This is a genomic window from Citrobacter sp. Cpo040 (assembly GCF_030332915.1).
GTDB classification, from domain to species: Bacteria; Pseudomonadota; Gammaproteobacteria; order Enterobacterales; family Enterobacteriaceae; genus Citrobacter; species Citrobacter portucalensis.
This window is the reverse complement of the sequence record NZ_JAOWGX010000037.1, coordinates 577137-599678: the sequence shown is the minus strand read 5'-3', so window position 1 is coordinate 599678 and position 22542 is coordinate 577137. Positions and strand designations below refer to the sequence as shown.

The 22542-nt window shown below is 53.6% G+C and carries 19 protein-coding genes; 10 read left to right on the top strand and 9 right to left on the bottom strand.

The genetic code is table 11. The features are described 5' to 3' along the window. Window positions 1-85: 85 nt before the first annotated feature. Entirely contained in the window at window positions 86-1069 is a 984-nt protein-coding gene (ebgR, locus tag OGX86_RS21340) for a transcriptional regulator EbgR (protein WP_032945068.1), read from the bottom strand. A 209-nt stretch (window positions 1070-1278) separates the two neighbouring features. Here ebgR and OGX86_RS21335 point away from each other — a divergent pair, with 209 nt between their 5' ends. Then, window positions 1279-1611, top strand: coding sequence for a tRNA-binding protein (locus OGX86_RS21335; RefSeq protein ID WP_048225654.1), 333 nt, complete (start codon window positions 1279-1281; stop codon window positions 1609-1611). 77 nt (window positions 1612-1688) lie between these two features. Here the strand turns inward: OGX86_RS21335 and ygjG are convergent, their stop codons facing one another. After that, window positions 1689-3068 (bottom strand): putrescine aminotransferase, encoded by a 1380-nt coding sequence (ygjG, locus tag OGX86_RS21330; RefSeq protein WP_057067552.1) that lies wholly within the window; start codon window positions 3066-3068, stop codon window positions 1689-1691. 430 nt (window positions 3069-3498) lie between these two features. Between ygjG and OGX86_RS21325 the strand changes: the two genes are divergently transcribed. Continuing rightward, a complete protein-coding gene (locus tag OGX86_RS21325; protein WP_103014964.1) occupies window positions 3499-5019 on the top strand; it encodes a methyl-accepting chemotaxis protein in 1521 nt (506 codons plus the stop codon). Between the two features lie 53 nt (window positions 5020-5072). Here OGX86_RS21325 and OGX86_RS21320 read toward each other — a convergent pair whose 3' ends face one another. Beyond that, entirely contained in the window at window positions 5073-5753 is a 681-nt protein-coding gene (locus tag OGX86_RS21320; protein WP_284106160.1) for a PadR family transcriptional regulator, read from the bottom strand. A gap of 235 nt (window positions 5754-5988) precedes the next feature. On the opposite strand from OGX86_RS21320, the gene OGX86_RS21315 reads away from it, so the two are divergent. After that, window positions 5989-6762, top strand: a complete 774-nt coding sequence (locus OGX86_RS21315) for a siderophore-interacting protein (RefSeq protein WP_048225649.1) — start codon at window positions 5989-5991, stop codon at window positions 6760-6762. On the opposite strand, the gene OGX86_RS21310 is transcribed toward OGX86_RS21315, so the two are convergent. Continuing rightward, on the bottom strand, window positions 6763-7611 hold the full coding sequence (locus OGX86_RS21310; RefSeq protein WP_020996343.1) for a helix-turn-helix domain-containing protein: 849 nt from the start codon (window positions 7609-7611) through the stop codon (window positions 6763-6765). Between the two features lie 67 nt (window positions 7612-7678). Between OGX86_RS21310 and cfa the strand changes: the two genes are divergently transcribed. Further along, on the top strand, window positions 7679-8833 hold the full coding sequence (gene cfa / locus OGX86_RS21305; protein WP_286640642.1) for a cyclopropane fatty acyl phospholipid synthase: 1155 nt from the start codon (window positions 7679-7681) through the stop codon (window positions 8831-8833). A gap of 953 nt (window positions 8834-9786) precedes the next feature. Here cfa and OGX86_RS21300 read toward each other — a convergent pair. Further along, window positions 9787-11445 carry a glycerone kinase gene (locus OGX86_RS21300; protein WP_048215500.1) on the bottom strand — a complete coding sequence of 553 codons (1659 nt, stop codon included), beginning with the start codon at window positions 11443-11445 and terminating at the stop codon, window positions 9787-9789. 561 nt (window positions 11446-12006) lie between these two features. Between OGX86_RS21300 and OGX86_RS21295 the strand changes: the two genes are divergently transcribed. Next, window positions 12007-13104: a glycerol dehydrogenase gene (locus OGX86_RS21295; protein ID WP_003024745.1), complete on the top strand. Its 1098-nt coding sequence runs from the start codon at window positions 12007-12009 to the stop codon at window positions 13102-13104. Window positions 13105-13195: 91 nt separating this feature from the next. Next, complete coding sequence (gene dhaR, locus OGX86_RS21290; RefSeq protein WP_286640640.1) at window positions 13196-15121, top strand: dihydroxyacetone kinase operon transcriptional regulator DhaR; 1926 nt, start codon at window positions 13196-13198, stop codon at window positions 15119-15121. On the opposite strand, the gene OGX86_RS21285 is transcribed toward dhaR, so the two are convergent. The 4 genes from OGX86_RS21285 to OGX86_RS21270 are packed head-to-tail and all read right to left on the bottom strand — an operon-like array spanning window position 15099 to window position 17614. Beyond that, the gene (locus tag OGX86_RS21285) at window positions 15099-15629 is read right to left on the bottom strand and encodes a cob(I)yrinic acid a,c-diamide adenosyltransferase (protein WP_286640638.1); all 531 of its coding nucleotides are present in this window, start codon (window positions 15627-15629) and stop codon (window positions 15099-15101) included. The genes dhaR and OGX86_RS21285 overlap by 23 nt on opposite strands. Continuing rightward, the gene (locus tag OGX86_RS21280) at window positions 15630-15983 is read right to left on the bottom strand and encodes a glycerol dehydratase reactivase beta/small subunit family protein (protein WP_048225637.1); all 354 of its coding nucleotides are present in this window, start codon (window positions 15981-15983) and stop codon (window positions 15630-15632) included. It lies immediately after the preceding gene. Between the two features lie 16 nt (window positions 15984-15999). After that, window positions 16000-17163: a 1,3-propanediol dehydrogenase gene (dhaT, locus tag OGX86_RS21275; protein WP_057067395.1), complete on the bottom strand. Its 1164-nt coding sequence runs from the start codon at window positions 17161-17163 to the stop codon at window positions 16000-16002. A gap of 22 nt (window positions 17164-17185) precedes the next feature. Then, complete coding sequence (locus OGX86_RS21270; protein WP_168978905.1) at window positions 17186-17614, bottom strand: GlcG/HbpS family heme-binding protein; 429 nt, start codon at window positions 17612-17614, stop codon at window positions 17186-17188. 392 nt (window positions 17615-18006) lie between these two features. On the opposite strand from OGX86_RS21270, the gene OGX86_RS21265 reads away from it, so the two are divergent. From OGX86_RS21265 to OGX86_RS21250, 4 genes are read left to right on the top strand one after another with little or no spacing between them, the layout of a single operon-like run. Continuing rightward, window positions 18007-19674 (top strand): propanediol/glycerol family dehydratase large subunit, encoded by a 1668-nt coding sequence (locus OGX86_RS21265; RefSeq protein WP_048215504.1) that lies wholly within the window; start codon window positions 18007-18009, stop codon window positions 19672-19674. An 11-nt stretch (window positions 19675-19685) separates the two neighbouring features. After that, window positions 19686-20270, top strand: coding sequence for a propanediol/glycerol family dehydratase medium subunit (locus OGX86_RS21260; RefSeq protein ID WP_008785852.1), 585 nt, complete (start codon window positions 19686-19688; stop codon window positions 20268-20270). Between the two features lie 2 nt (window positions 20271-20272). Then, the gene (locus OGX86_RS21255; protein WP_061548425.1) at window positions 20273-20701 is read left to right on the top strand and encodes a diol dehydratase small subunit; all 429 of its coding nucleotides are present in this window, start codon (window positions 20273-20275) and stop codon (window positions 20699-20701) included. Window positions 20702-20711: 10 nt separating this feature from the next. Beyond that, window positions 20712-22526, top strand: coding sequence for a diol dehydratase reactivase subunit alpha (locus OGX86_RS21250; RefSeq protein WP_284884683.1), 1815 nt, complete (start codon window positions 20712-20714; stop codon window positions 22524-22526). Window positions 22527-22542: the final 16 nt, after the last annotated feature.

The following is a 22542-nucleotide window of genomic DNA, read 5'->3' as shown; positions in this document are numbered from 1 at the left end:
TCACGAAAATAATTCGGACGCGGAAAAGAATGCATGACAATGCGCGCCCGGCATCAGAAGAAACCGGGCGGGTTAGCGGGGGATTTTAGCGGGTGGTGCCGCGCAGTTTCAGCTTGCTGGGAACAAAAACCAGCAGGGGAAGCGCACGCCCGTCACGGGCTTTTTCGAACAGCAGGTTGACGCCCTGACTGCCCATCATTTCCGAATGAATGCGAACGGTGGAAAGCGGAGGAAAGGTGAAACGCGCCGTTGGGATATCATTAACGCTAATCAGCGAAATATCCTGCGGAATATTCAGACCACGCTCGTGGATGGCGCGCAGAACGCCAATGGCAATCGAGTCTGAAGCCACAAACAGGGCGCTGGGATAGTCGGGTTTCGCCAGCATTTCTTTAGCCAGTTCATAGCCTGATGAACTGGAAAAACCGCCGCGATAGATGTCCTGTTCAGAAACGACCTGCTGCAGGCGACCGTATTCGACAAACGCGGCTTCGCGGATATCGGCCTTGCCTGGCTGGTCTTCGCCGCCAATGAAACCAATGCGGGTGACGCCCTGGGCAATGAAGAAGTCGATGCTCTCTTTGCTGATGCGGGCCAGATCGATATCGACGGCGTCATATTCGCTGCCGGATTCATGGAAATCGATAAAGCAGATGTTGTCGGTAAGCGCTGTTGCCGCCTCGCGCAGAGCGGGAGAAGGCTTGCCGACAATAAGAATGCCGGTAATGTGTTTGCTCTCCGGCAGCCCACTGTGCTCATAGCAGTTGGTCAGTTCGATCCCGAGTTTCTCACACTGGGTTTCAATCCCATGGCGGATCGCGAGGTAGTAAGGATCGTTGATTTCCAAATCTTGCTGATAGCTGTAGAGCGCCAGAATATGCTGGGGGCCGAGCGCGCTGGTCTGGTTCTTTCGGGCGCTGCTGGTTTTGTACTCCAGCTTTTCCGCGATCTCCAGAATGCGATGCTTAGTCTCTTCTTTTACATTCAGCGTGGGGTCATCGTTTAAAACCCGGGACACTGTCGCCAGGGACACGCCAGCTTCGATTGCGATGTCTTTAAGTGTTGCCATGTTTGCCTTTTCCCTGAGTTACCTGCGCATTGTAAATGAAGTGCTTATCTATTCATCTGTTTTCAGTAAAAAAAGCATGATTAATTGACATGCTCGGGGTAAAACTGGGCTTTCAGAGTGTGATGAGTACGTCATTTTCCCGCTTTTGAGAACAATGCCCGGAAAATATTTTGCTAGTATTTAGTAAAATTTTACCAAAGGAGAAAACAATGGATACCGTCGCATTTGCTGATTTTGCCCGAATGGAAATACGTGTTGGAAAAATCGCACAGGTAAAGCGCCATGACAATGCCGATAAGCTGTATATCGTACAGGTAGATGTGGGAGAGCGTACGCTGCAAACCGTAACCAGCCTGGTGCCTTACTACAGTGAAGAGGAGTTGATGGGCAAAACGGTGGTGGTGCTGTGTAATCTGCAAAAGGCCAAAATGCGCGGTGAGACATCAGAGTGCATGCTGCTGTGTGCGGAAACCGACGATGGCAGCGAAAGCGTACTGTTGACGCCAGAACGCCCTATGCCTGCTGGTGTGCGGATTGTTTAAGTTAGGCTAATTGCCGGATGGCGGCTGCGCCTTATCCGGCCTACAAAAGAGTGTCTTTTATAGGCCGGGTAAGGTTGTTACATTTGCTCCACGCTCACCCGTAATGCTGCCAGGGCTTTGCGTGTCGATCGCAATACCAGATCGCATTGCTCGATCGTTAACGTCAATGGCGGTTCGATGCGGATCGTCTTTGCATTGTTAAGCGTGCCGGCAACCAACACCCGCTGGCGGAACATCTCACTGGCAAAGTTGTAGCCGATTTCATTATCGACAAACTCAATCGCCATCAGCATGCCCTTGCCGCGAACATCATGTACCAGGTCCGGGTATTCCCGCGCAAGCTGACGGAAACCATCCAGCAACATATCGCCTTTCTGCTCCGCCTGAGCCGGTAAATTTTGCTCCAGCAGGACGTTAATGGTGGCCAGCGCCGCCGCACAAGCGAGCGGGTTACCGCCAAACGTGGTGGTATGCAGGAAAGGATTGTCGAACAGGACGGAGAACACCTCTTCGGTGGCAATGGTCGCGCCAATGGGCATCACACCGCCGCCCAACGCTTTGGCCAGACACATAATGTCGGGCTGCACGTTTTCGTGTTCGCAGGCGAACATCTTGCCGGTACGCCCCATGCCGGTTTGCACTTCGTCAAGGATCATCAGCGCGCCAAACTCATCGCAAAGTTTACGCACGGCAGTCAAATAACCTTGCGGCGGCAGGATCACCCCTCCTTCACCCTGGATCGGCTCGAGGATCACAGCTGCGACATCGTCACCGGTCTTTTTACACTCGCTGAGCATGGTGCGCATTGCGTTAATATCGCCAAACGGCACATGACGGAAGCCCGGCAGCAGCGGCATAAAAGGTTTACGGAAGGTGGATTTAGCCGTAGCGGACAGCGCGCCCAGTGATTTACCGTGGAATGCGCCGCTGGTGGCAATAAACGTAAATTTACCGCGCGGCGATTGATATGCTTTCGCCAGCTTCAGGGCGGCTTCAACCGACTCGGTCCCGCTGTTACAGAAAAAACTGTATTTCAGTTTACCGGGCGCCAGTGCGGCGAGGGTTTTTGCCAGCATAGCCCGCAGAGGGTCAAGTAACTCCTGGCTGTGCAGAGGTTGTTTCGCGAGTTGATTCTGTACGGCGGAAACCACGACTGGATTACGGTGCCCCACGTTGAAAATTCCAAAACCGCCCAGGCAATCGACGAACTCCTGCCCCTGGGTGTCGACAAGCGTATTCAGGCTTCCCGCTTGCCACTCTACGGCTCCGTAATCCCCGCCTGCAGTTACAGATTTTCGATACTCTAAGAACCCCGGATTGACATGCTCCTTGAAGTACTCAATCACCTCTTTGTTCAATGATTTCATTTCCTCATGATCAAGCGTGCGCTTTTCAATGAGATTCAGTGCGTGTGCGCTGCAGGCCAGGGCCGATGCGCTGGAAGGTAACCTGTTCAAAATATGCTCCCGGAGCTCGCGTATCACATGATACTGATTTAAGTATTGCAGGGATTGCGCCATTCCGGCGCGCTTAGCAAAAATCGGGATAAACACCAGGAAATATCTCATTTGCGCAACATTTAATGCCATGTTTTAACATTTGCTGGCATTTTGCCCAGGTCAGAAGCCTGAAAACAGATCGAATAAACGCAAATTTGCGCTAAAAATGGGCAATATTTGCACTGTGACGGTGCGCTGGTAGAAGTGACGTTGAATAGTTACTAGATGAAAGTATTTTAAATCAATGGATTAGAATGCGTACAAATTTTGAGGTTTAATCGCAAATTGCGATCTAAATCAAATTTAACAACTAAAGATAAAAAAATTATCGCCGAAATAACATAAGCCGAAAGAGTTAACAACCAGATAACCTGCACAGGACGCAATCATGTCTTCTCATCCCTACGTTAGTCAGCAAAATACACCGCTGGATGATGATATCACCCTCATGTCTACCACCGATTTACAAAGCTATATCACCCATGCGAACGATACATTTGTCCAGGTCAGTGGCTATCAGCTGAATGAATTGCTCGATAAGCCGCACAATCAGGTTCGTCATCCGGACATGCCAAAAGCGGCGTTTGCGGATATGTGGTACACCCTGAAGCAGGGCGAGCCATGGAGCGGGATTGTGAAAAACCGGCGTAAGAATGGCGATCACTACTGGGTGAGGGCCAATGCGGTGCCGATGGTGCGGGAAGGACGCGTGACCGGGTATATGTCGATTCGTACCCGGGCAACTGACGAGGAAATTGCGGCGGTAGAGCCTTTATATAAAGCGCTGAACGAAGGACGTTGCAACCGGCGTATTCATAAAGGGCTGGTGGTACGCAAAGGCTGGCTGGGTAAACTGCCGGCGATGCCGATTCGCTGGCGGGTGCGCAGCGTGATGGCATTCATGTTTGTCCTGCTAGCGGTCGCATTGCAGCAAATGGGCGCCGAATGGCCGTTACTGCTGATGAGCGCGTTGGTGATGGTGCTGGGAACGGCTATTTTCGAATGGCAAATTGTGCGTCCTATTGAGAATGTCACCCGTCAGGCGCTGAAAGTGGCGACCGGTGAGCGGAACAGCGTGTCGCATCTTAACCGTAGTGATGAACTGGGCCTGATGCTACGAGCAGTGGGCCAGCTTGGGTTAATGTGTCGCTGGCTCATTCATGACGTCTCCAGCCAGGTGAGTTGCGTGCGCAGCGACAGCGAAACGCTGGCGAAAGGCAGCGACGATTTAAACAAGCATACGCAGCAGACTGTCGAGAACGTGCAGGAAACGGTGACCACCATGAATCAGATGGCGGCATCGGTGAAACAAAACTCAGAGACCGCCGCCGCGGCCGATAAGCTCTCTATTGCCGCCAGCAGCGCGGCAACGCACGGCGGTGAGGCGATGGATACCGTCATCAAAACCATGGACGATATCGCCAACAGCACCCAGCGGATCGGCACCATTACGACGCTGATTAACGATATTGCCTTCCAGACCAACATTCTGGCTTTGAATGCTGCTGTTGAAGCCGCGCGGGCGGGCGAGCAGGGGAAAGGGTTCGCCGTGGTGGCGGGAGAAGTACGTCATCTTGCTAGCCGTAGCGCCAGTGCAGCCAATGATATTCGCAAGCTGATTGATGCCAGCGCTGACAAGGTGCAGTCCGGATCTGACCAGGTTCACGCCGCAGGACGCACGATGGACGATATTGTGGCGCAGGTGCAAAACGTCACTCAACTGATCGCCCAAATCAGCCACTCCACGCTGGAACAATCAGACGGTCTTTCCAGTCTGACCCGCGCGGTGAATGAGCTGAGCAACATTACACAGAAAAACGCCGAACTGGTTGAAGAGAGTGCGCAGATTTCCGCGATGGTGAAGCATCGCGCGGGTCGTCTGGAAGATGCGGTTACGGTGCTGCATTAATACTAAAAATACAGGCGGAACGTCGGGCATGCGGGTTCCGCCTGCTGTGCAGATTAATCCAGCTGAGTAATATCCAGCGCAGCGCGATCGATAATACCGATGATTTTTTTGATCTGCGCATCGCTGGTATCACCTTGATTGACCCGTAGATCCAGCACGGCTTTGAAGTTTTCCAGCGCGCGTTTCATCTGTGGATTTTTGCGTAATTCAAAACCCACGCAGCGGGCTTTAATACGTTCGTGGATATGTTCCAGATGTTCACGGTTCTCATCCAGCCACTGCTGGCCCTGGGTCGTGATCGCAATCTGTTTACGCCCACCTTCCTCGTCGCTGACGGTGATCAGTGCCTGATCCTGCAAGAAATCCAGCGTTGGATAGATAACGCCCGGGCTTGGGGTGTAGTTACCCTGAGTCAGGGTTTCAATCGCTTTAATCAGTTCGTAGCCGTGGCTGGCGTCGCGGGTCAAGATATCCAGAATCACCAGGCGTAATTCGCCGTGGCCAAAGAACCGCTGACGACGACCACCGCCGCCACCACGACCGTGGCGATGTCCGCAACCCTGCTCGTGGTGATGTTCTTTGTTACAACCTTCATGGCGATGTTCTTCACCTTTGCAGCAACCTGCATGGTGCTCGTTGTGGCGGCCTTCATGGTGATGTCCTTCACCCTTGCAGCAGCCTTCGTGTTGGTGCTCTGTGTGCTTACAGCAACCTTCATGATGGTTTTGCATCATCGTCTCCTGATGTTATTTAGATATATCTAATTTATATCTAAAAATTATAAGTTTGCAAGTCTACAAATTATATTCTGTATAACGTGATGATTATTAACTGTTTTTATATGGGTGTGATAGCCGGGTAATCATAATTTAACTATATCAAAAAGTGCTTGCAATATTTTTGATTAGCAATCATTATCATTTAAAAAATCAATTTAGATATATCGTATTATCTTCACAAGGCGAAAAAATGACAAAAAACATCTCACGCTACCCACAGCGCGTTCGCAATGAACTGCGTTTTCGAGAACTTACTGTCCTGCGCGTAGAGCGTATTAGCGCGGGCTTTCAGCGTATTGTACTGGGCGGTGACGCGCTGGACGGTTTTAGCTCACGCGGCTTTGACGACCATACCAAGGTCTTTTTCCCTGAACCGGGCAGCAACTTTGTACCCCCTGTCGTCACCGATGAAGGCATTGTCTGGGCGGACGGTGTACGTCCGCTCTCCCGTGACTACACGCCGTTGTATGACGAAGCGCGCCATGAGCTGGCACTGGATTTCTATATTCATGACGGCGGCGTGGCAAGTACGTGGGCGATGAATGCCCGTGAGGGTGACAAGCTGACGATCGGCGGGCCGCGCGGTTCTTTGGTGGTGCCAGAGGATTATGCGTATCAGGTTTACGTGTGTGATGAGTCGGGAATGCCCGCGTTGCGCCGACGCCTGGAGTCGCTCAGCCGTTTGGTGGTACGTCCGAACGTCACGGCGCTGGTTAGCGTGCAGGATGCAGCCTACCAGGACTATTTTGCCCATCTCGACGGATTTACTCTTCAGTGGTTTATCGGCCATAACGAGCAGGCGGTGAATGAACACTTATCGCGGCTAAGCATGCCCACAGACGATTATTTCATCTGGATCACTGGCGAAGGAAAGGTGGTCAAAAACCTGAGTGCTCGTTTTGAAACCGAGGCGTTTGATCAGCAACGGGTTCGTGCAGCGGCTTACTGGCATCAACGCCGTTAATCAGTAATTAGAGGGCGGAACGCCAAACGCCTGGCGGAATGCGTAGCTAAATGCCGCGGTACTTGAATACCCAACGTCGAGTGCCACGGCGGTTACGCTTTTATTTTTCTTCAGCATTAATACCGATTCAAGTATTCGCATTTTTTGCTTCCAGACGCTGAAGGGCAATCCGGTTTCTTTTTTGAAATGACGTGAAAAGGTACGGGCAGACATACCCAAATGCTGCGCCCAGTATTCAACCGAATGCTCCAGTGCGGGGGATTCTTGTATTGTTCGGCAGACTTTGGTTAATTCGCGATCCTGCGGCCAGGGTAATACAAAAGCGACTTCCGGGAGTTGCAGAATAATATCGACCAGCACACTAACCAGCTTGCCCTCTTTTGACTGACTATCATAATGGCCTGAAATTGAATTCGTGGCGTAATGAATAAACTCTCTGGCGAAATCACTGATAGCCACTACTTTGCATTCATTGATGCTCTCTTCAAGAAAACCCGGTTTAATATCCAGATTTTCTAAATATACATCATCTAATGCCCAAACCGCATGCTCCGTATTATTTGGGATCCAGATGCCATAATGCGCCGGGATTATCCAGCACTTACCGGCAACATCAATGCGCATGCTGCCTTTGCGGGCGAAATGAAACTGCATAAAAGAGTGTGAATGCTGCGGTACATGGTGGTTGGCTTCCAGGACATAAGAGCGAAAGAATACGTCCTGCGGCAGTTCGGTCATGGAGTTATCCGGGAAGGAGTTCCACTGTTTTTGCGCGAGAGTTTCCATAAATGAATCGTCAATGCTCCCGATGGTGTGTCCGCTGTTCGATAGATCTTGTCCGCGGATCATAATACATACACTCTTTTTTCCATAATAATCTTGCGTAATAATTTTTAGTCCACTTTTGGTAAATACCATGAACTCGCTTTGTTCAGATGCTGTCATCGTCAATGAAACAAATGATAACTGGACCCGAATGGGAAAAGAGCTGCTTTCGCAAGCGGATATCAGAATTAATGGCTCGCGCGCCTGGGACATTCAACTTCATCATACCGGTTTCTTTAAACGGGTATTGCAACAAGGCTCGTTAGGGCTTGGCGAAAGCTATATGGAAGGCTGGTGGGACTGCGAACGGCTCGATATTCTGTTCTGCAAAATCCTGAAAGCAAAACTCGACCAGCAGATGCCAGGTAATCTGAAAGATATTTTACGCATTGCCAGCGCACGCCTGTTTAATTTGCAGTCACGTAGCCGTGCATGGATCGTCGGTAAAGAACATTATGATATTGGTAACGATCTCTTTGCGCTGATGCTTGATCCGCATATGCAATATTCCTGCGGTTACTGGAAAGACGCGACCACATTAGACGAAGCGCAAAATGCCAAATTAAAAATGATCTGCGAGAAGCTGCAGCTTAAGCCGGGTATGCGTTTACTCGATATCGGTTGTGGATGGGGCGGGTTGGCAGAATATGCGGCGCGTCATTATGGCGTGGCGGTAGAAGGCGTTACCATTTCCAAAGAGCAGCAGAAAATGGCGCAGCAGCGCTGTGAAGGGCTGGACGTGAACATTCTGCTGCAGGATTATCGCGATCTTGATAAACACTACGATCGCATTGTGTCCGTGGGGATGTTTGAACACGTCGGGCCGAAAAACTACGACACCTATTTCAGCATCGCTGACCGTTGTTTAAAACCGGACGGACTGTTCCTGCTGCATACCATTGGCAGCAATAAAAAAGGGATGAGCGTCGATCCGTGGATCAATAAATACATTTTCCCGAACGGTTGCTTGCCGGCAATTTCCCATATTGCCGAGGCCAGCGAATCACGGTTTGTGATGGAGGACTGGCATAACTTTGGCAGCGATTACGATAAAACGCTGATGGCCTGGCATGAGCGCTTTAATCTGGCCTGGCCGGAGCTGTCTTCACGTTACTCCGCCACCTTCAGAAGAATGTTTAATTATTATTTATGTGCCTGCGCCGGGGCTTTCCGCGCCAGAGATATTGAGCTTTGGCAGGTGCTGTTTAGCCGCGGTGTAGAGGGCGGCATCCGCGTTTATCGTTAACGTTCTGCCGGATGGCGGCGCAAGCGCCTTATCCGGCCTACAAAGGTTTGTACTCGTAGGCCTGATAAGCGAAGCGCATCAGGCGTATCTTCGCCGGATGGCGGCGTAAACGCCTTATCCGGCCTACAAAAGTTTGCACTCATCGGCCTGATAAGCGTAGCGCATCAGGCATATCTTCGCCGGATGGCGGCGTAAACGTCTTCTCCGGCCTACAAAGGTTTGTACTCGTAGGCCTGATAAGCGAAGCGCATCAGGCGTATCTTTGCCGGATGGCGGCGCAAGCGCCTTATCCGGCCTACAAAAGTTTGCACTCGTCGGCCTGATAAGCGCAGCGCATCAGGCATATCTTCGCCGGATGGCGGCGTAAACGCCTTATCCGGCCTACATAGGTTTGCACTCGTAGGCCTGATAAGCGAAGCGCATCAGGCGTATCTTTGCCGGATGGCGGCGTAAACGCCTTATCCGGCCTACAAAAGTTTGCACTCATCGGCCTGATAAGCGTAGCGCATCAGGCATATCTTCGCCGGATGGCGGCGTAAACGTCTTCTCCGGCCTACAAAGGTTTGTACTCGTAGGCCTGATAAGCGAAGCGCATCAGGCATATCTTCGCCGGATGGCGGCGTAAACGCCTTATCCGGCCTACATAGGTTTGCACTTGTAGGCCTGATAAGCGAAGCGCATCAGGCGTATCTTTGCTGGATGGCGACGCAAGCGCCTTATCCGGCCTACAAAAGTTTGCACTCGTAGGCCTGATAAGCGAAGCGCATCAGGCGTATCTTCGCCGGATGGCGGCGCAAGCGCCTTATCCGGCCTACAAAGGTTTGTACTCGCAGGCCTGATAAGCGAAGCGCATCAGGCGTATCTTTGCCGGATGGCGGCGCAAGCGCCTTATCTGGCCTACATAGGTTTGTACTCGTAGGCCTGATAAGCGAAGCGCATCAGGCATTTATGGCTTAGCTCAATTCACTCTCAGCCAGCGCTTTAAATACCATTGCGACGGCATGCGCGCCGGGGTCCATATTTCCGAGCAGGCTTTCGCTGCTCAGATACGATGCGCGACCCGCATTGGCTTTGCTCGACAAACAGGTTCGTTCGGCTCCCGCTTGCGCGGCGTCGAAGGCGGCCTGCAGATTTTGCGGCTGCGTGAGCAGCGAAGTCAGAGCCGGTTGCAGCGCATCAATCATGGTGCGATCGCCTTCGTCTGCGCCGCCGTAAAACTTCATCTGCGCCAGTCCCGTATTCAGGGCTTCGGCAACGTTAGCTCCCTGTTCCAGTTTCTGCCCTGCGGCAGTAAAGAAAATAGACATCAGCACACCGCTGGAACCGCCCATCACCACGGTCAGACGTTCGCCAATCAGCGCAAACAGCGTGGCAAGGTTATCCAGCGGCAACTGCTGACGATGCAACAGACCGGCAATTTCACGCGCGCCTGCGGCAAAGGTTGAACCGGTATCGCCATCGCCGACTTTGGCATCAAGCGCATTAAGATGGGTCTCCAGATCGGAAAGGGTTGTGGTGACAAGTTCCACAATCCCGGCCACCAGGGCGTTCGCCGAAGGCTGGAATTCCACGCGTGCGCTACGCTGAGATGACGGTACACAGCTGATTTCACGCGGTGGGACCGGCGTCGGCCAGTTACTGGTTTCCACCTCTGTGAGCAGCGCTTTTTCAATGCTCTCTTCCAGCACGATGGCCGTCAGTGAAAAGCCTTTCATATCCAGCGCGGTGACCAGCGAGGCCGGGCCAATCAGCCAGTCGATACGCGGATGCAGCGGGCTGCTGGCCAGTTCGCGGGTAATGATGGCCATTTCGGCAACAGAAACGCCGCCAAGATTGTTAATCATCACCGCCAGACGGCCGGTTTCAGGCAGGGCGGCCAGCAGTTTATCCACCATCAGGTTCACCACCTGCGCACTGTTCTGGGTGTCGATGACCGAGGCGCCTGGTTCGCCGTGAATGCCCATACCCAGCTCCGCGTGGCCCGGATGATGACGTGGGGCGGCGTCGGTTTCTTGCGGCAAATGACAGCTGGAAAGCGCAACACCCAGACTGAAGGTGTTATTGGCCGCGTATTGCGCTTCACGCAGGACGGTGGCGAGGTTGTAGCCGCGTTCGGCAAAATAGCCCGCGATTTTATGCACCAGGATGGTTCCCGCAATGCCGCGCGGGTGTTTGTTATCCGGCAGGGAGATGTCATCGCCGACAATCAGCATTTCAACGTTGTAACCAAGACGACGGGCTTTCTCGGCGGCAAGACCGAAATTAAGACGGTCACCGGTGTAATTTTTCACGATCAACAAACATCCCGCCTCACCGGTTACCGCCTGAATGGCGGTCAGTACCGCATCTACGCTCGGGGAAGCGAACACGTCGCCACAGACCGCGGCCGTTAGCATACCTTTACCGATAAACCCAACGTGCGCGGGTTCGTGCCCTGAACCGCCGCCGGAAATGACCGCCACGTTATTTTTGTTAAGGTCACGTCGGACCACGATGCGAATAGCCGGATCGCTTTCCAGACGCGCCAGGTTATTCCACGGGCTGGCGATAATCGTACCGTCGATGACGTCGCTCACGAGATGGGTGCGTTGATTAAAAAAGAATTGAGACATAACGGCTCCTTGAGGTTGAGTGTAAGACAAACCCCCGGAAGTATGGTCATGGTGCGGAGGCGATAGAGAGATTCTGGCGAAGTCAGCGTGGAAAAAAACAACGTTAAAATGAGTTTCATTACGGAACGTTGTTATTGTTTTTTGTTCCGAAATGAAACCGAAAAGAACGGGGAACGACCACAATGCGAGCTTGCTCGACTTTTTCCTCTCGCGATGAATGCAGGTCACACTGCACTGTCAGCTTTTTTTTACCGGTATTTTGGCAAGTGAGTGGGTAAAAGAGAAAGTGAGATTCGTCTGTGCCGGAGATTTGGTGGTAAATGAACGGATCGGGATCGCAAACCTTATATTTTTTATGGTTAAGCGTTCCAATATGAAACATATGTTGTTTTTATCTGTTTCATATCAGAACAAAAAGACGAAAGATTTTTTTGTGCACGCCTCGCCATACAGTTATTGCATCGCTCCGGTACCTCCCGTTTTCGCCGTCAGCATCAGGCTAAACAGGTTAACGCCAGGGCTCACCATGTAAAAACATGTACTTATTTGAGGATGAAAGGAATGCTAAAAGTTATTCAATCTCCAGCCAAATATCTCCAGGGTCCTGACGCTTCCACCTTGTTTGGTCAATACGCTAAAAATCTGGCGGACAGCTTTTTCGTGATTGCGGATGACTTCGTGATGAAGCTGGCGGGAGAGAAGGTACTAAACGGCCTGCACAGTCATGACATTAGCTGCCATGCGGAACGCTTTAACGGTGAATGTAGCCATGTTGAAATTAATCGCCTGATTGCCATTTTGAAACAGCACGGTTGCCGCGGCGTGGTTGGGATTGGTGGTGGGAAAACGCTGGATACCGCCAAAGCGATTGGCTACTACCAGAAGTTGCCGGTGGTGGTGATCCCGACTATCGCGTCTACCGATGCGCCAACCAGCGCGCTGTCCGTTATCTATACCGAAGCCGGTGAGTTTGAAGAGTATCTGATCTACCCGAAAAACCCGGATATGGTAGTGATGGACACTGCAATCATTGCCAAAGCGCCGGTACGTCTGCTGGTGGCCGGGATGGGCGATGCGCTCTCGACCTGGTTTGAAGCGAAAGCCTGTTATGACGCCAGAGCGACCAGCATGGCGGGCGGACAGTCCACCGTGGCGGCGCTGAGCCTGGCGCGCTTGTGCTATGATACCCTGCTGGCGGAAGGCGAGAAGGCACGCTTTGCCGCGCAGGCCGGCGTGGTGACCGATGCGCTGGAGCGTATTGTCGAAGCTAACACTTACCTCAGCGGCATCGGTTTTGAAAGCAGCGGTCTGGCAGGGGCGCATGCGATCCACAACGGCTTTACGATTCTGGAAGAGTGCCACCATTTGTACCACGGTGAAAAAGTCGCCTTTGGTACGCTGGCGCAACTGGTGCTGCAAAACAGCCCGATGGAAGAGATCGAAACCGTGCTGAATTTCTGTCAGAAAGTAGGCCTGCCGGTAACGTTAGCGGAAATGGGCGTGAAAGAAGACGTTGACGGCAAGATCATGGCGGTGGCAAAAGCGACCTGTGCAGAAGGTGAAACCATCCACAATATGCCGTTCCCGGTAACGCCTGAAAGCGTACATGCCGCTATTTTGACGGCAGACCTGCTGGGACAGCAGTGGCTGGCGCGTTAATCAGTCGTCGGTAGGTTTTTATCCGGCATCTTCTCCCCCTCTGACAGTCTCTGCCGGAGGGGTTGTCTATGGTTAAACAGCGGAAAGGGATATGACGGCGCACACGCATAGCATCGGGAAGGAAGTCTCTTCAGTCATTGCCCAGTCATGGCATCGTTGCAGCAAGTTTATGCAGCGGGAAACCTGGCAGGCGCCGCATCAGGCGCAAGGGCTGACCTTTGAGTCGATTTGTCGTCGCAAGACGGCGTTGCTGACGATTGCTCAGGCTGCGCTGGAAGATGCCTGGGAGTTTATGGACGGCCGCCCGTGCGCGCTGCTGATTCTGGATGAATCAGCCTGTATCCTCAGCCGTTGCGGCGATCCACAGACGGTGGAACAGTTGGCGGAGCTTGGGTTTCGCGACGGCAGCTACTGTGCGGAAAGCATCATTGGCAGTTGTGCGCTGTCGCTGGCGACGATGCCGGGCCAGCCGACAAAAACTTCTGGTGAACAGCATTTTAAACAGGCGCTGCATCCGTGGTCGTTCTGCTCGACGCCGGTCTTCGATAACCATGGTCGACTGTTCGGCTCCATCTCGCTGTGTTGTCTGGTGGAGCATGAGTGCGTTTCTGATTTATCCCTGACGCTGGCGATTGCCAGAGAAGTCGGCAACTCTTTGCTGACCGACAGCCTGCTGGCTGAATCCAACCGCCATCTGAACCAGATGTACGGGCTGCTGGAGAGTATGGATGATGGTGTGATGGCCTGGAACGAACAGGGCGTATTGCAGTTTCTCAATGCGCGTGCGGCACTGCTTTTGCATCTCGATGCGCAGGCCAGCCAGGGAAAAAATATTCACGATCTGCTCAATCTCCCCATGCTGCTGCGCCGGGCGATCAAACATGCCCGCGGCCTGAATCACGTCGAAGTTACCTTTGAAAGCCAGCATCAGTTTGTTGATGCCGTCATCACCCTGAAACCGATTGTTGAGGAGCAGGGCAACAGCTTTATCCTGCTACTGCATCCGGTGGAGCAAATGCGCCAGCTGATGACCAGCCAGCTCGGCAAGGTGAGCCACACCTTTGAGCAGATGTCGACTGACGATCCGGAAACCCGCCGCTTGATCCATTTTGGTCGCCAGGCAGCGAGGGGGAGTTTCCCGATCCTGCTGTGCGGAGAAGAGGGCGTTGGTAAGGAACTGCTGAGCCAGGCCATTCACAACGAAAGCGAGCGCGCCAGCGGGCCGTATATCGCCGTGAACTGTCAGCTGTATGCCAACAGCGTGCTGGGGCAGGATTTTATGGGCAGTGCGCCCACCGACGATGAAAACGGTCGGCTGAGCCGTCTTGAACTGGCGAACGGCGGCACGCTGTTTCTGGAAAAAATTGAATATCTGGCGCCGGAGCTGCAATCCGCGCTGTTACAGGTGATCAAGCAGGGGGTATTAACCCGCCTGGATGCCCGTCGGTTGATTCCGGTGGATGTCAAAGTGATCGCCACCACCACGGTTGATCTCGCCAATCTGGTGGAGCAAAACCGCTTTAGCCGTCAGCTGTATTACGCGCTGCACTCTTTTGAGATAGTGATCCCCCCGCTGCGGGCGCGGCGTAACAGTATTCCCTCGCTGATTTATACGCGGCTGAATAGCCTGAAAAAACGCTTTTCATCCAGTCTGAAGATCGACGACGACGCGCTGGCACAGCTGGTGGCCTATTCGTGGCCGGGCAATGACTTTGAATTGAACAGTATTATCGAAAACATCGCCATCAGCAGTGATAACGGCCATATTCGGCTGAGCAATCTACCGGATTATCTGTTTGCCGAACGTCCGGGTCTGGAGACGGCGTCTTCACTGCTGCCTGCCAGCCTGACGTTTACCGCTATCGAAAAAGAGGCGATTATCCATGCCGCTCGCGTCACCAGTGGGCGCGTGCAGGAGATGTCGCAGCTGCTGAACATTGGTCGCACCACCCTGTGGCGCAAGATGAAGCAATACGACATTGATGCCAGCCAGTTTAAGCGCAAACACCTGGAGTAGTTTCTTCAATTCTCGCCATCGAGAACAGCGCATCCGACAGTCGGTTGATATAACGCCTGGATTCATCGCGTAACGTCAGCGTTCTGCTCATCGCGATGAGGACCCGCTCCAGCCGACGCGTCAGGGTTCGCGCAACGTGTAGCTGTGCCGATGCGAGATTTTTCCCCGGAATAACAAACTCTTTGAGCGGGCCGCTTTGCGCCATATTGCGGTCAATAATCTGCTCCAGCGCCTGAATATCCTCATCGCCAATACTCTGTTGTAAGCGCGCGAGTCCTTTCTCATCGCTGGCGAGTTCCGCACCCAGTACAAACAGCATCTTCTGCATGGCGTGCAGATCCTGGCGTAGTTCAGCCTGGTGCGTGCTGGCATAGCAGACGCCAAGCTGGGAAATCAGTTCATCCACCGTGCCATAGGCCTCAACGCGGATGTCATCTTTGTCGATACGGCTGCCGCCAAACAGCGCGGTCGTGCCTTTATCGCCGGTTCGGGTGTAGATGCGATACATTTATTTTATCTCGCTGAAGGGAAGTACTTTGACCAGTTGACCGGCATTGGCGCCGAGGACGCGAAGCTGGGCTGCTCCGGCGCGGATATGCCCACGGATCAGCGCCCGATCTTCGGGCAACTGGGCGTGGGTTAAAGCAATATCACCCGTGGCGTTAAGACCCAGACCGACACGTAGCGTTGAGCTTTTGGCCGCAAGTTTGCTCAATGCCAGCGCGCAGTCATGCTCGTCGCAACAGATTGCCCGGCAAGGGACGCCTTGCTCTTCCAGCCCCCAGCACAGCTCATCAAGCACGCGCGTATCCTGCCAGCGTGAGTGATAAAACAGATGTACGCCCGGTGATGAAAGTGACATTGCGCCCCCTTATTGATCAGAATGCCTGACGGAAGATCTCGGCAATCTCTTTCTCGTTCCCTTTACGCGGGTTGGAGAAGGCATTGCCGTCTTTCAGCGCCATTTCAGCCATATACGGGAAATCGGCTTCTTTGACGCCCAGCTCGCGCAAATGCTGCGGAATGCCGATGTCAGCGGAGAGACGGGCAATGGCGTGAATGGCCAGTTCGGCGGCATCCATGGTGGAAAGTCCGTCAGTGTTTTCGCCCATAAATTCTGCGATATCGGCAAATTTCTCCGGGTTAGCGATCAGGTTATAGCGCGCCACGTGCGGGAGCAGAACGGCATTCGCCACGCCGTGTGGCATGTCGTACAGACCGCCAAGCTGATGCGCCATTGCGTGAACGTAGCCGAGGTTGGCGTTGTTGAAAGCCATACCCGCCAACAGAGAGGCGTAGGCCATGTTCTCGCGAGCTTTCAGGTTGCTGCCCAGCGCTACGGCCTGACGCAAGTTGCGTGCGATCAGGCGAATAGCCTGAATAGCGGCGGCGTCGGTGACCGGGTTGGCATCTTTGGAAATATAGGCTTCTACGGCGTGGGTCAGGGCGTCCATACCAGTCGCGGCGGTCAGCGGAGCGGGTTTGCCGAGCATCAGCAGCGGATCGTTAATTGAGACCGACGGCAGGTTACGCCAGCTGACAATCACAAACTTCACTTTGGTTTTGGTATTGGTCAGCACGCAGTGGCGGGTGACTTCGCTGGCGGTACCGGCAGTGGTATTCACCGCAACGATAGGCGGCAGCGGGTTGGTCAGGGTTTCAATCCCAGCATAGCTGTAGAGATCGCCTTCGTGAGTTGCCGCGATACCGATGCCTTTACCGCAGTCATGCGGGCTACCGCCGCCAACGGTAACGATGATATCGCAATGCTCTTTGCGAAAGACCTCCAGACCATCGCGCACGTTGGTGTCTTTGGGATTTGGCTCAACGCCGTCAAAAACCACCACGTCAATGCCTGCTTCACGTAAATGGGCGAGGGTTTTATCTACCGCACCGTCTTTAATAGCCCGCAGACCTTTATCAGTAACCAGCAGCGCTTTTTTACCGCCTAACAGTTTGCAGCGTTCGCCGACAACGGAAATAGCATTGGGGCCAAAGAAGTTCACATTTGGCACCAGGTAATCAAACATACGATAGCTCATAATATACCTTCTTAGATTTAAATTATAATTCAGAGAAACAATTCAGTGCGGCTTCTGCTAATAATCTGTCTTGTTCGACGGTGCCACCGCTAACGCCAACGGCACCAATTAATTTACCGTTTAATATGACAGGTAAGCCGCCGCCGAAAATAACAATGCGCTGTTGGTTAGTAAGCTGCAAACCATATAGCGAAGCGCCAGGTTGTACCGCGTCGGTAATTTCATGGGTACCCTGGCGCAGGCAGCAGGCGGTATACGCTTTATTAAGAGAGATATCACAGCTGGTGACAAACGCATCGTCCATGCGTTGCATTAGCAGCGTATTCCCGCCGTGATCCACCACGGAAAAGACCACCGGAACGTTGATCTCAAGCGCTTTAGCCTCAACGGCCAGCGCCATTTTTTTTGCAGCCGCCAGCGTAATGGTGGCAATTTGTTGGCTCTTATTCACAGTCTCTCCTGAAAATATTGTAGGGCTGAGGTCACGAAACAAATCGCGCAACAGCTATTTTTATCATTGGCTTTACCTTATTTTCTCGCCGCACGTTATTAAGTCAATAGGTCGAAAATTTCAAAGATATTAAATTCACCTTCCCGCTTTTGCGTTTATTGATAATGATCATTTAACCTCGTCACAATTCACGATGGATATTCCTGAATTGCGTTTCAATATGAAACGATGCGTTTTTATTAGGTGCCAAATTGGAACGAAATTAATTTTATTTTTTTATTGTTCTGCTCATTTAGAGTTCGCCTATTGCTGATGAAAGGCGAATGTCGGGTGTTGTGTCCCCGGCAATATGGCCCGGCGTCCCTATTTTTTACCTTTTGAGTCCATAAATCATGAGAAGATCAAAACGATTCGAAGTGCTTGCGAAGCGGCCTGTAAATCAGGATGGGCTGATTGGCGAATGGCCTGAAGAGGGGCTGATCGCCATGGAAAGCCCTTACGATCCGACGTCGTCGGTGAAGGTGGAAAATGGTCGTATTGTTGAGCTGGACGGTAAGAGCCGCGCCGAGTTCGACATGATCGACCGTTTCATTGCCGACTATGCGATTAACGTGGCCGAGGCGGAGCGCGCCATGCAGCTCGACGCGCTGGAGATCGCCAGAATGCTGGTGGATATCCACGTCAGTCGGGAAGAGATTATTGCCATTACCACCGCCATCACCCCGGCGAAAGCGGTGGAAGTGATGGCGCAAATGAACGTGGTGGAGATGATGATGGCGCTACAAAAAATGCGCGCCAGACGCACTCCCTCCAACCAGTGCCACGTGACTAACCTGAAAGATAACCCGGTACAGATTGCCGCCGACGCTGCTGAAGCGGGGATCCGCGGCTTTTCCGAGCAGGAAACGACGGTCGGGATCGCCCGCTACGCGCCGTTTAACGCCCTGGCGCTGCTGGTGGGTTCCCAGTGCGGTCGCCCCGGTGTGCTGACGCAATGTTCCGTTGAAGAGGCCACGGAGCTGGAGCTGGGGATGCGCGGGTTAACCAGCTACGCCGAAACGGTATCGGTATACGGTACAGAGTCGGTGTTTACCGACGGCGATGATACGCCGTGGTCCAAAGCGTTTCTCGCCTCGGCCTATGCGTCGCGTGGCCTGAAGATGCGCTACACCTCCGGCACCGGCTCGGAGGCGCTGATGGGCTATTCCGAAAGTAAATCGATGCTTTATCTGGAGTCACGCTGCATTTTTATCACTAAAGGCGCGGGCGTACAGGGGCTGCAAAACGGTGCGGTCAGCTGTATCGGCATGACCGGCGCTGTGCCGTCAGGGATCCGCGCGGTGCTGGCGGAAAACCTGATTGCCTCAATGCTCGACCTTGAAGTGGCCTCCGCCAATGACCAGACCTTTTCCCACTCCGATATTCGCCGTACTGCCCGTACCCTGATGCAGATGCTGCCGGGTACCGACTTTATTTTCTCCGGTTACAGCGCGGTACCCAACTACGACAACATGTTTGCCGGGTCGAACTTCGACGCTGAAGATTTCGATGATTACAACATTCTGCAACGCGATCTGATGGTTGACGGCGGTCTGCGTCCGGTCACGGAAGAGGAAACCATCGCCATTCGCAATAAGGCCGCACGCGCCATTCAGGCGGTGTTCCGCGAACTTGGCCTGCCGCTGATTAGCGATGAAGAAGTCGAAGCTGCTACATATGCTCACGGCAGCAAAGATATGCCCGCGCGCAATGTGGTGGAAGATCTGGCTGCCGTGGAAGAGATGATGAAGCGCAATATCACCGGGCTGGATATCGTCGGCGCGTTGAGTTGCAGCGGCTTCGAAGATATCGCCAGCAATATCCTCAACATGCTGAGACAGCGTGTTACCGGTGATTACCTGCAAACGTCGGCCATTCTGGATCGCCAGTTCGACGTCGTCAGCGCCGTCAACGACATCAATGATTATCAGGGACCAGGTACCGGCTATCGCATCAGTGCCGAACGCTGGGCGGAAATTAAAAATATTGCGGGCGTGGTTCAGCCCGGCTCGATCGAATAAGGCGGTACACAGTGGAATGCACAACTGAACGTAAGCCGGTTTTCACCTTACAGGTGAGCGAAGGCGAGGCGGCTAACGCGGATGAGCGCGTGGATGAGGTGGTGATTGGCGTCGGCCCGGCCTTTGATAAGTATCAGCATAAAACCTTGATTGATATGCCGCACAACGCGATTTTGAAAGAGCTGGTTGCAGGCATCGAAGAAGAGGGGTTACATGCGCGGGTCGTGAGGATCCTGCGCACCTCGGATGTTTCTTTTATGGCATGGGATGCGGCAAATCTCAGCGGCTCAGGCATTGGGATTGGTATCCAGTCGAAAGGAACCACGGTGATTCATCAGCGCGATCTGCTGCCGCTAAGTAACCTGGAACTGTTTTCTCAGGCTCCGCTGCTGACGCTGGAAACCTATCGTCAGATTGGTAAAAACGCCGCGCGATATGCACGCAAAGAGTCGCCTTCGCCGGTGCCAGTGGTCAATGACCAGATGGTGCGCCCTAAATTTATGGCCAAGGCCGCGCTGTTTCATATCAAAGAAACCAAACACGTGGTGCAGGATGCTGCGCCTGTCACGTTGCATATTGCACTGGTAAGGGAATGACCATGAACGACAACACCATGACCGCGCAGGATTACCCATTAGCCACCCGCTGCCCGGAGAAAATCCGGACGCCTGGCGGCAAGCCGCTAACCGACATTACCCTTGAGAATGTGCTGGCGGGCCGCGTAGGGCCGCAGGATGTGCGTATTTCTCAGCAAACGCTGGAGTACCAGGCGCAGATTGCCGAGCAGATGCAGCGTCATGCCGTGGCGCGCAATTTTCGTCGTGCGGCAGAACTGATTGCGATCCCGGATGCCCGCATTCTGGAGATCTACAACGCGCTGCGACCGTTTCGTTCTTCGTTCGCCGAGTTGCAGGCCATTGCCGATGAACTGGAACACACCTGGCACGCCACGGTGAACGCCGGGTTTGTCCGCGAATCGGCAGAGGTATACCAGCAGAGAAATAAGCTGCGTAAAGGCAGTCAGTGACGGAGGCAGCATGCCGTTAATTGCAGGGATCGATATCGGCAACGCCACCACCGAAGTGGCGTTGGCGCAGGATGGCCGGTTTATCGGCAGCGGGATTGTCGCCACGACCGGGATGAAAGGCACGCGGGAAAATATCGCCGGGGTAGTCGCGTCCCTGCAGCAGGCGCTGGATAAAACGCCGTGGTCGCTGCAGGATGTGGCAAAAATCTGCATCAACGAGGCCGCGCCGGTGATTGGCGATGTGGCGATGGAAACCATCACTGAAACCATCATTACCGAATCAACAATGATTGGCCATAACCCGCAAACGCCCGGCGGCGTTGGCGTGGGCATGGGAACCACCATCGCCGTGGAGAAGTTGGCGGCGTTGAGCGAGGATCGATTTGCCCAGGGCTGGATACCGTTGGTGGGTGAGGAGATGGATTTCCTTGAGGCGGTTTGGTTTATCAATGAAGCGCTGGATCGCGGCGTCAACGTGGTGGCGGCCATCCTGAAAAAAGATGATGGCGTGCTGGTGAATAATCGCCTGCATCGGCCAATACCGGTGGTTGATGAAGTCACTCTGCTGGAGAAGGTGCCGGAAGGCGTGCTGGCGGCGGTGGAAGTGGCGGCCCCGGGACAGGTAGTGCGGGTGCTGTCGAATCCTTACGGCATCGCGACCTTCTTTGCCCTGACCCCTGAGGAAACGCAAACTATCGTCCCCATCGCCAGAGCGCTGATTGGCAACCGTTCCGCCGTGGTGCTGAAAACCCCGCAGGGCGATGTGCGATCAAGAGTGATCCCGGCGGGTAAGATCTTTATCCGTGGTGAAAAGCGTGGCGGTGAAGCCGACGTAGCGCAGGGCGCTCAGGCCATTATGCAGGCGATGAGCGCCTGTGCGCCCGTGTGCGATATTCGTGGGGAAGCTGGTACGCACGCAGGCGGCATGCTGGAGCGGGTGCGTAAGGTGATGGCCTCGCTGACCGGTCATGACATGAACACGGTGCATATTCAGGATCTATTGGCGGTCGATACATTTATTCCGCGCAAGGTGCAGGGCGGCATCGCCGGAGAGTGTTCAATGGAGAACGCCGTGGGCATTGCGGCGATGGTGAAAGCCGATCGTTTACAGATGCAGGCCATCGCCAGTGAGCTGAGCGTCCGGTTAAACACTCTGGTTGAGGTGGGCGGCGTGGAGGCCAACATGGCCGTGGCGGGGGCGTTAACTACGCCCGGATGCGCCGCACCGCTGGCGATCCTCGACTTAGGCGCAGGATCTACCGATGCCGCCGTCATCAATAGCGACGGCGTAGTGAAAGCGGTACATCTGGCCGGCGCGGGGAATATGGTCAGCCTGTTGATTCAAACTGAGCTGGGCTTAAGCGATGCATTTCTGGCGGAGGAAATAAAAAAATACCCGCTGGCAAAAGTGGAGAGCCTGTTCAGCATTCGCCATGAGAACGGCGCGGTGGAGTTTTTCCGCGAACCGCTCAGCCCGTCAGTATTTGCCAAAGTGGTGTATCTGAAAGAGGGCGAGCTGATCCCGGTCGATAACCAGACCTCGCTGGAAAAAATCCGTCTGGTGCGCCGACAGGCTAAAGAGAAGGTTTTTGTGACCAACTGCCTGCGCGCGTTACGCCAGGTGTCACCCGGTGGCTCTATTCGCGATATGACGTTCGTGGTGCTGGTAGGCGGTTCTTCGCTGGATTTCGAAATCCCGCAGATGATCACCGATGCGCTGGCGCATTACGGCGTTGTCGCCGGGCAGGGCAATATTCGAGGTACCGAAGGGCCGCGTAATGCGGTGGCTACCGGACTGGTTTTAGCCGGAGAAGCAAAAAAATAGCGCAGAAAACAGCCGC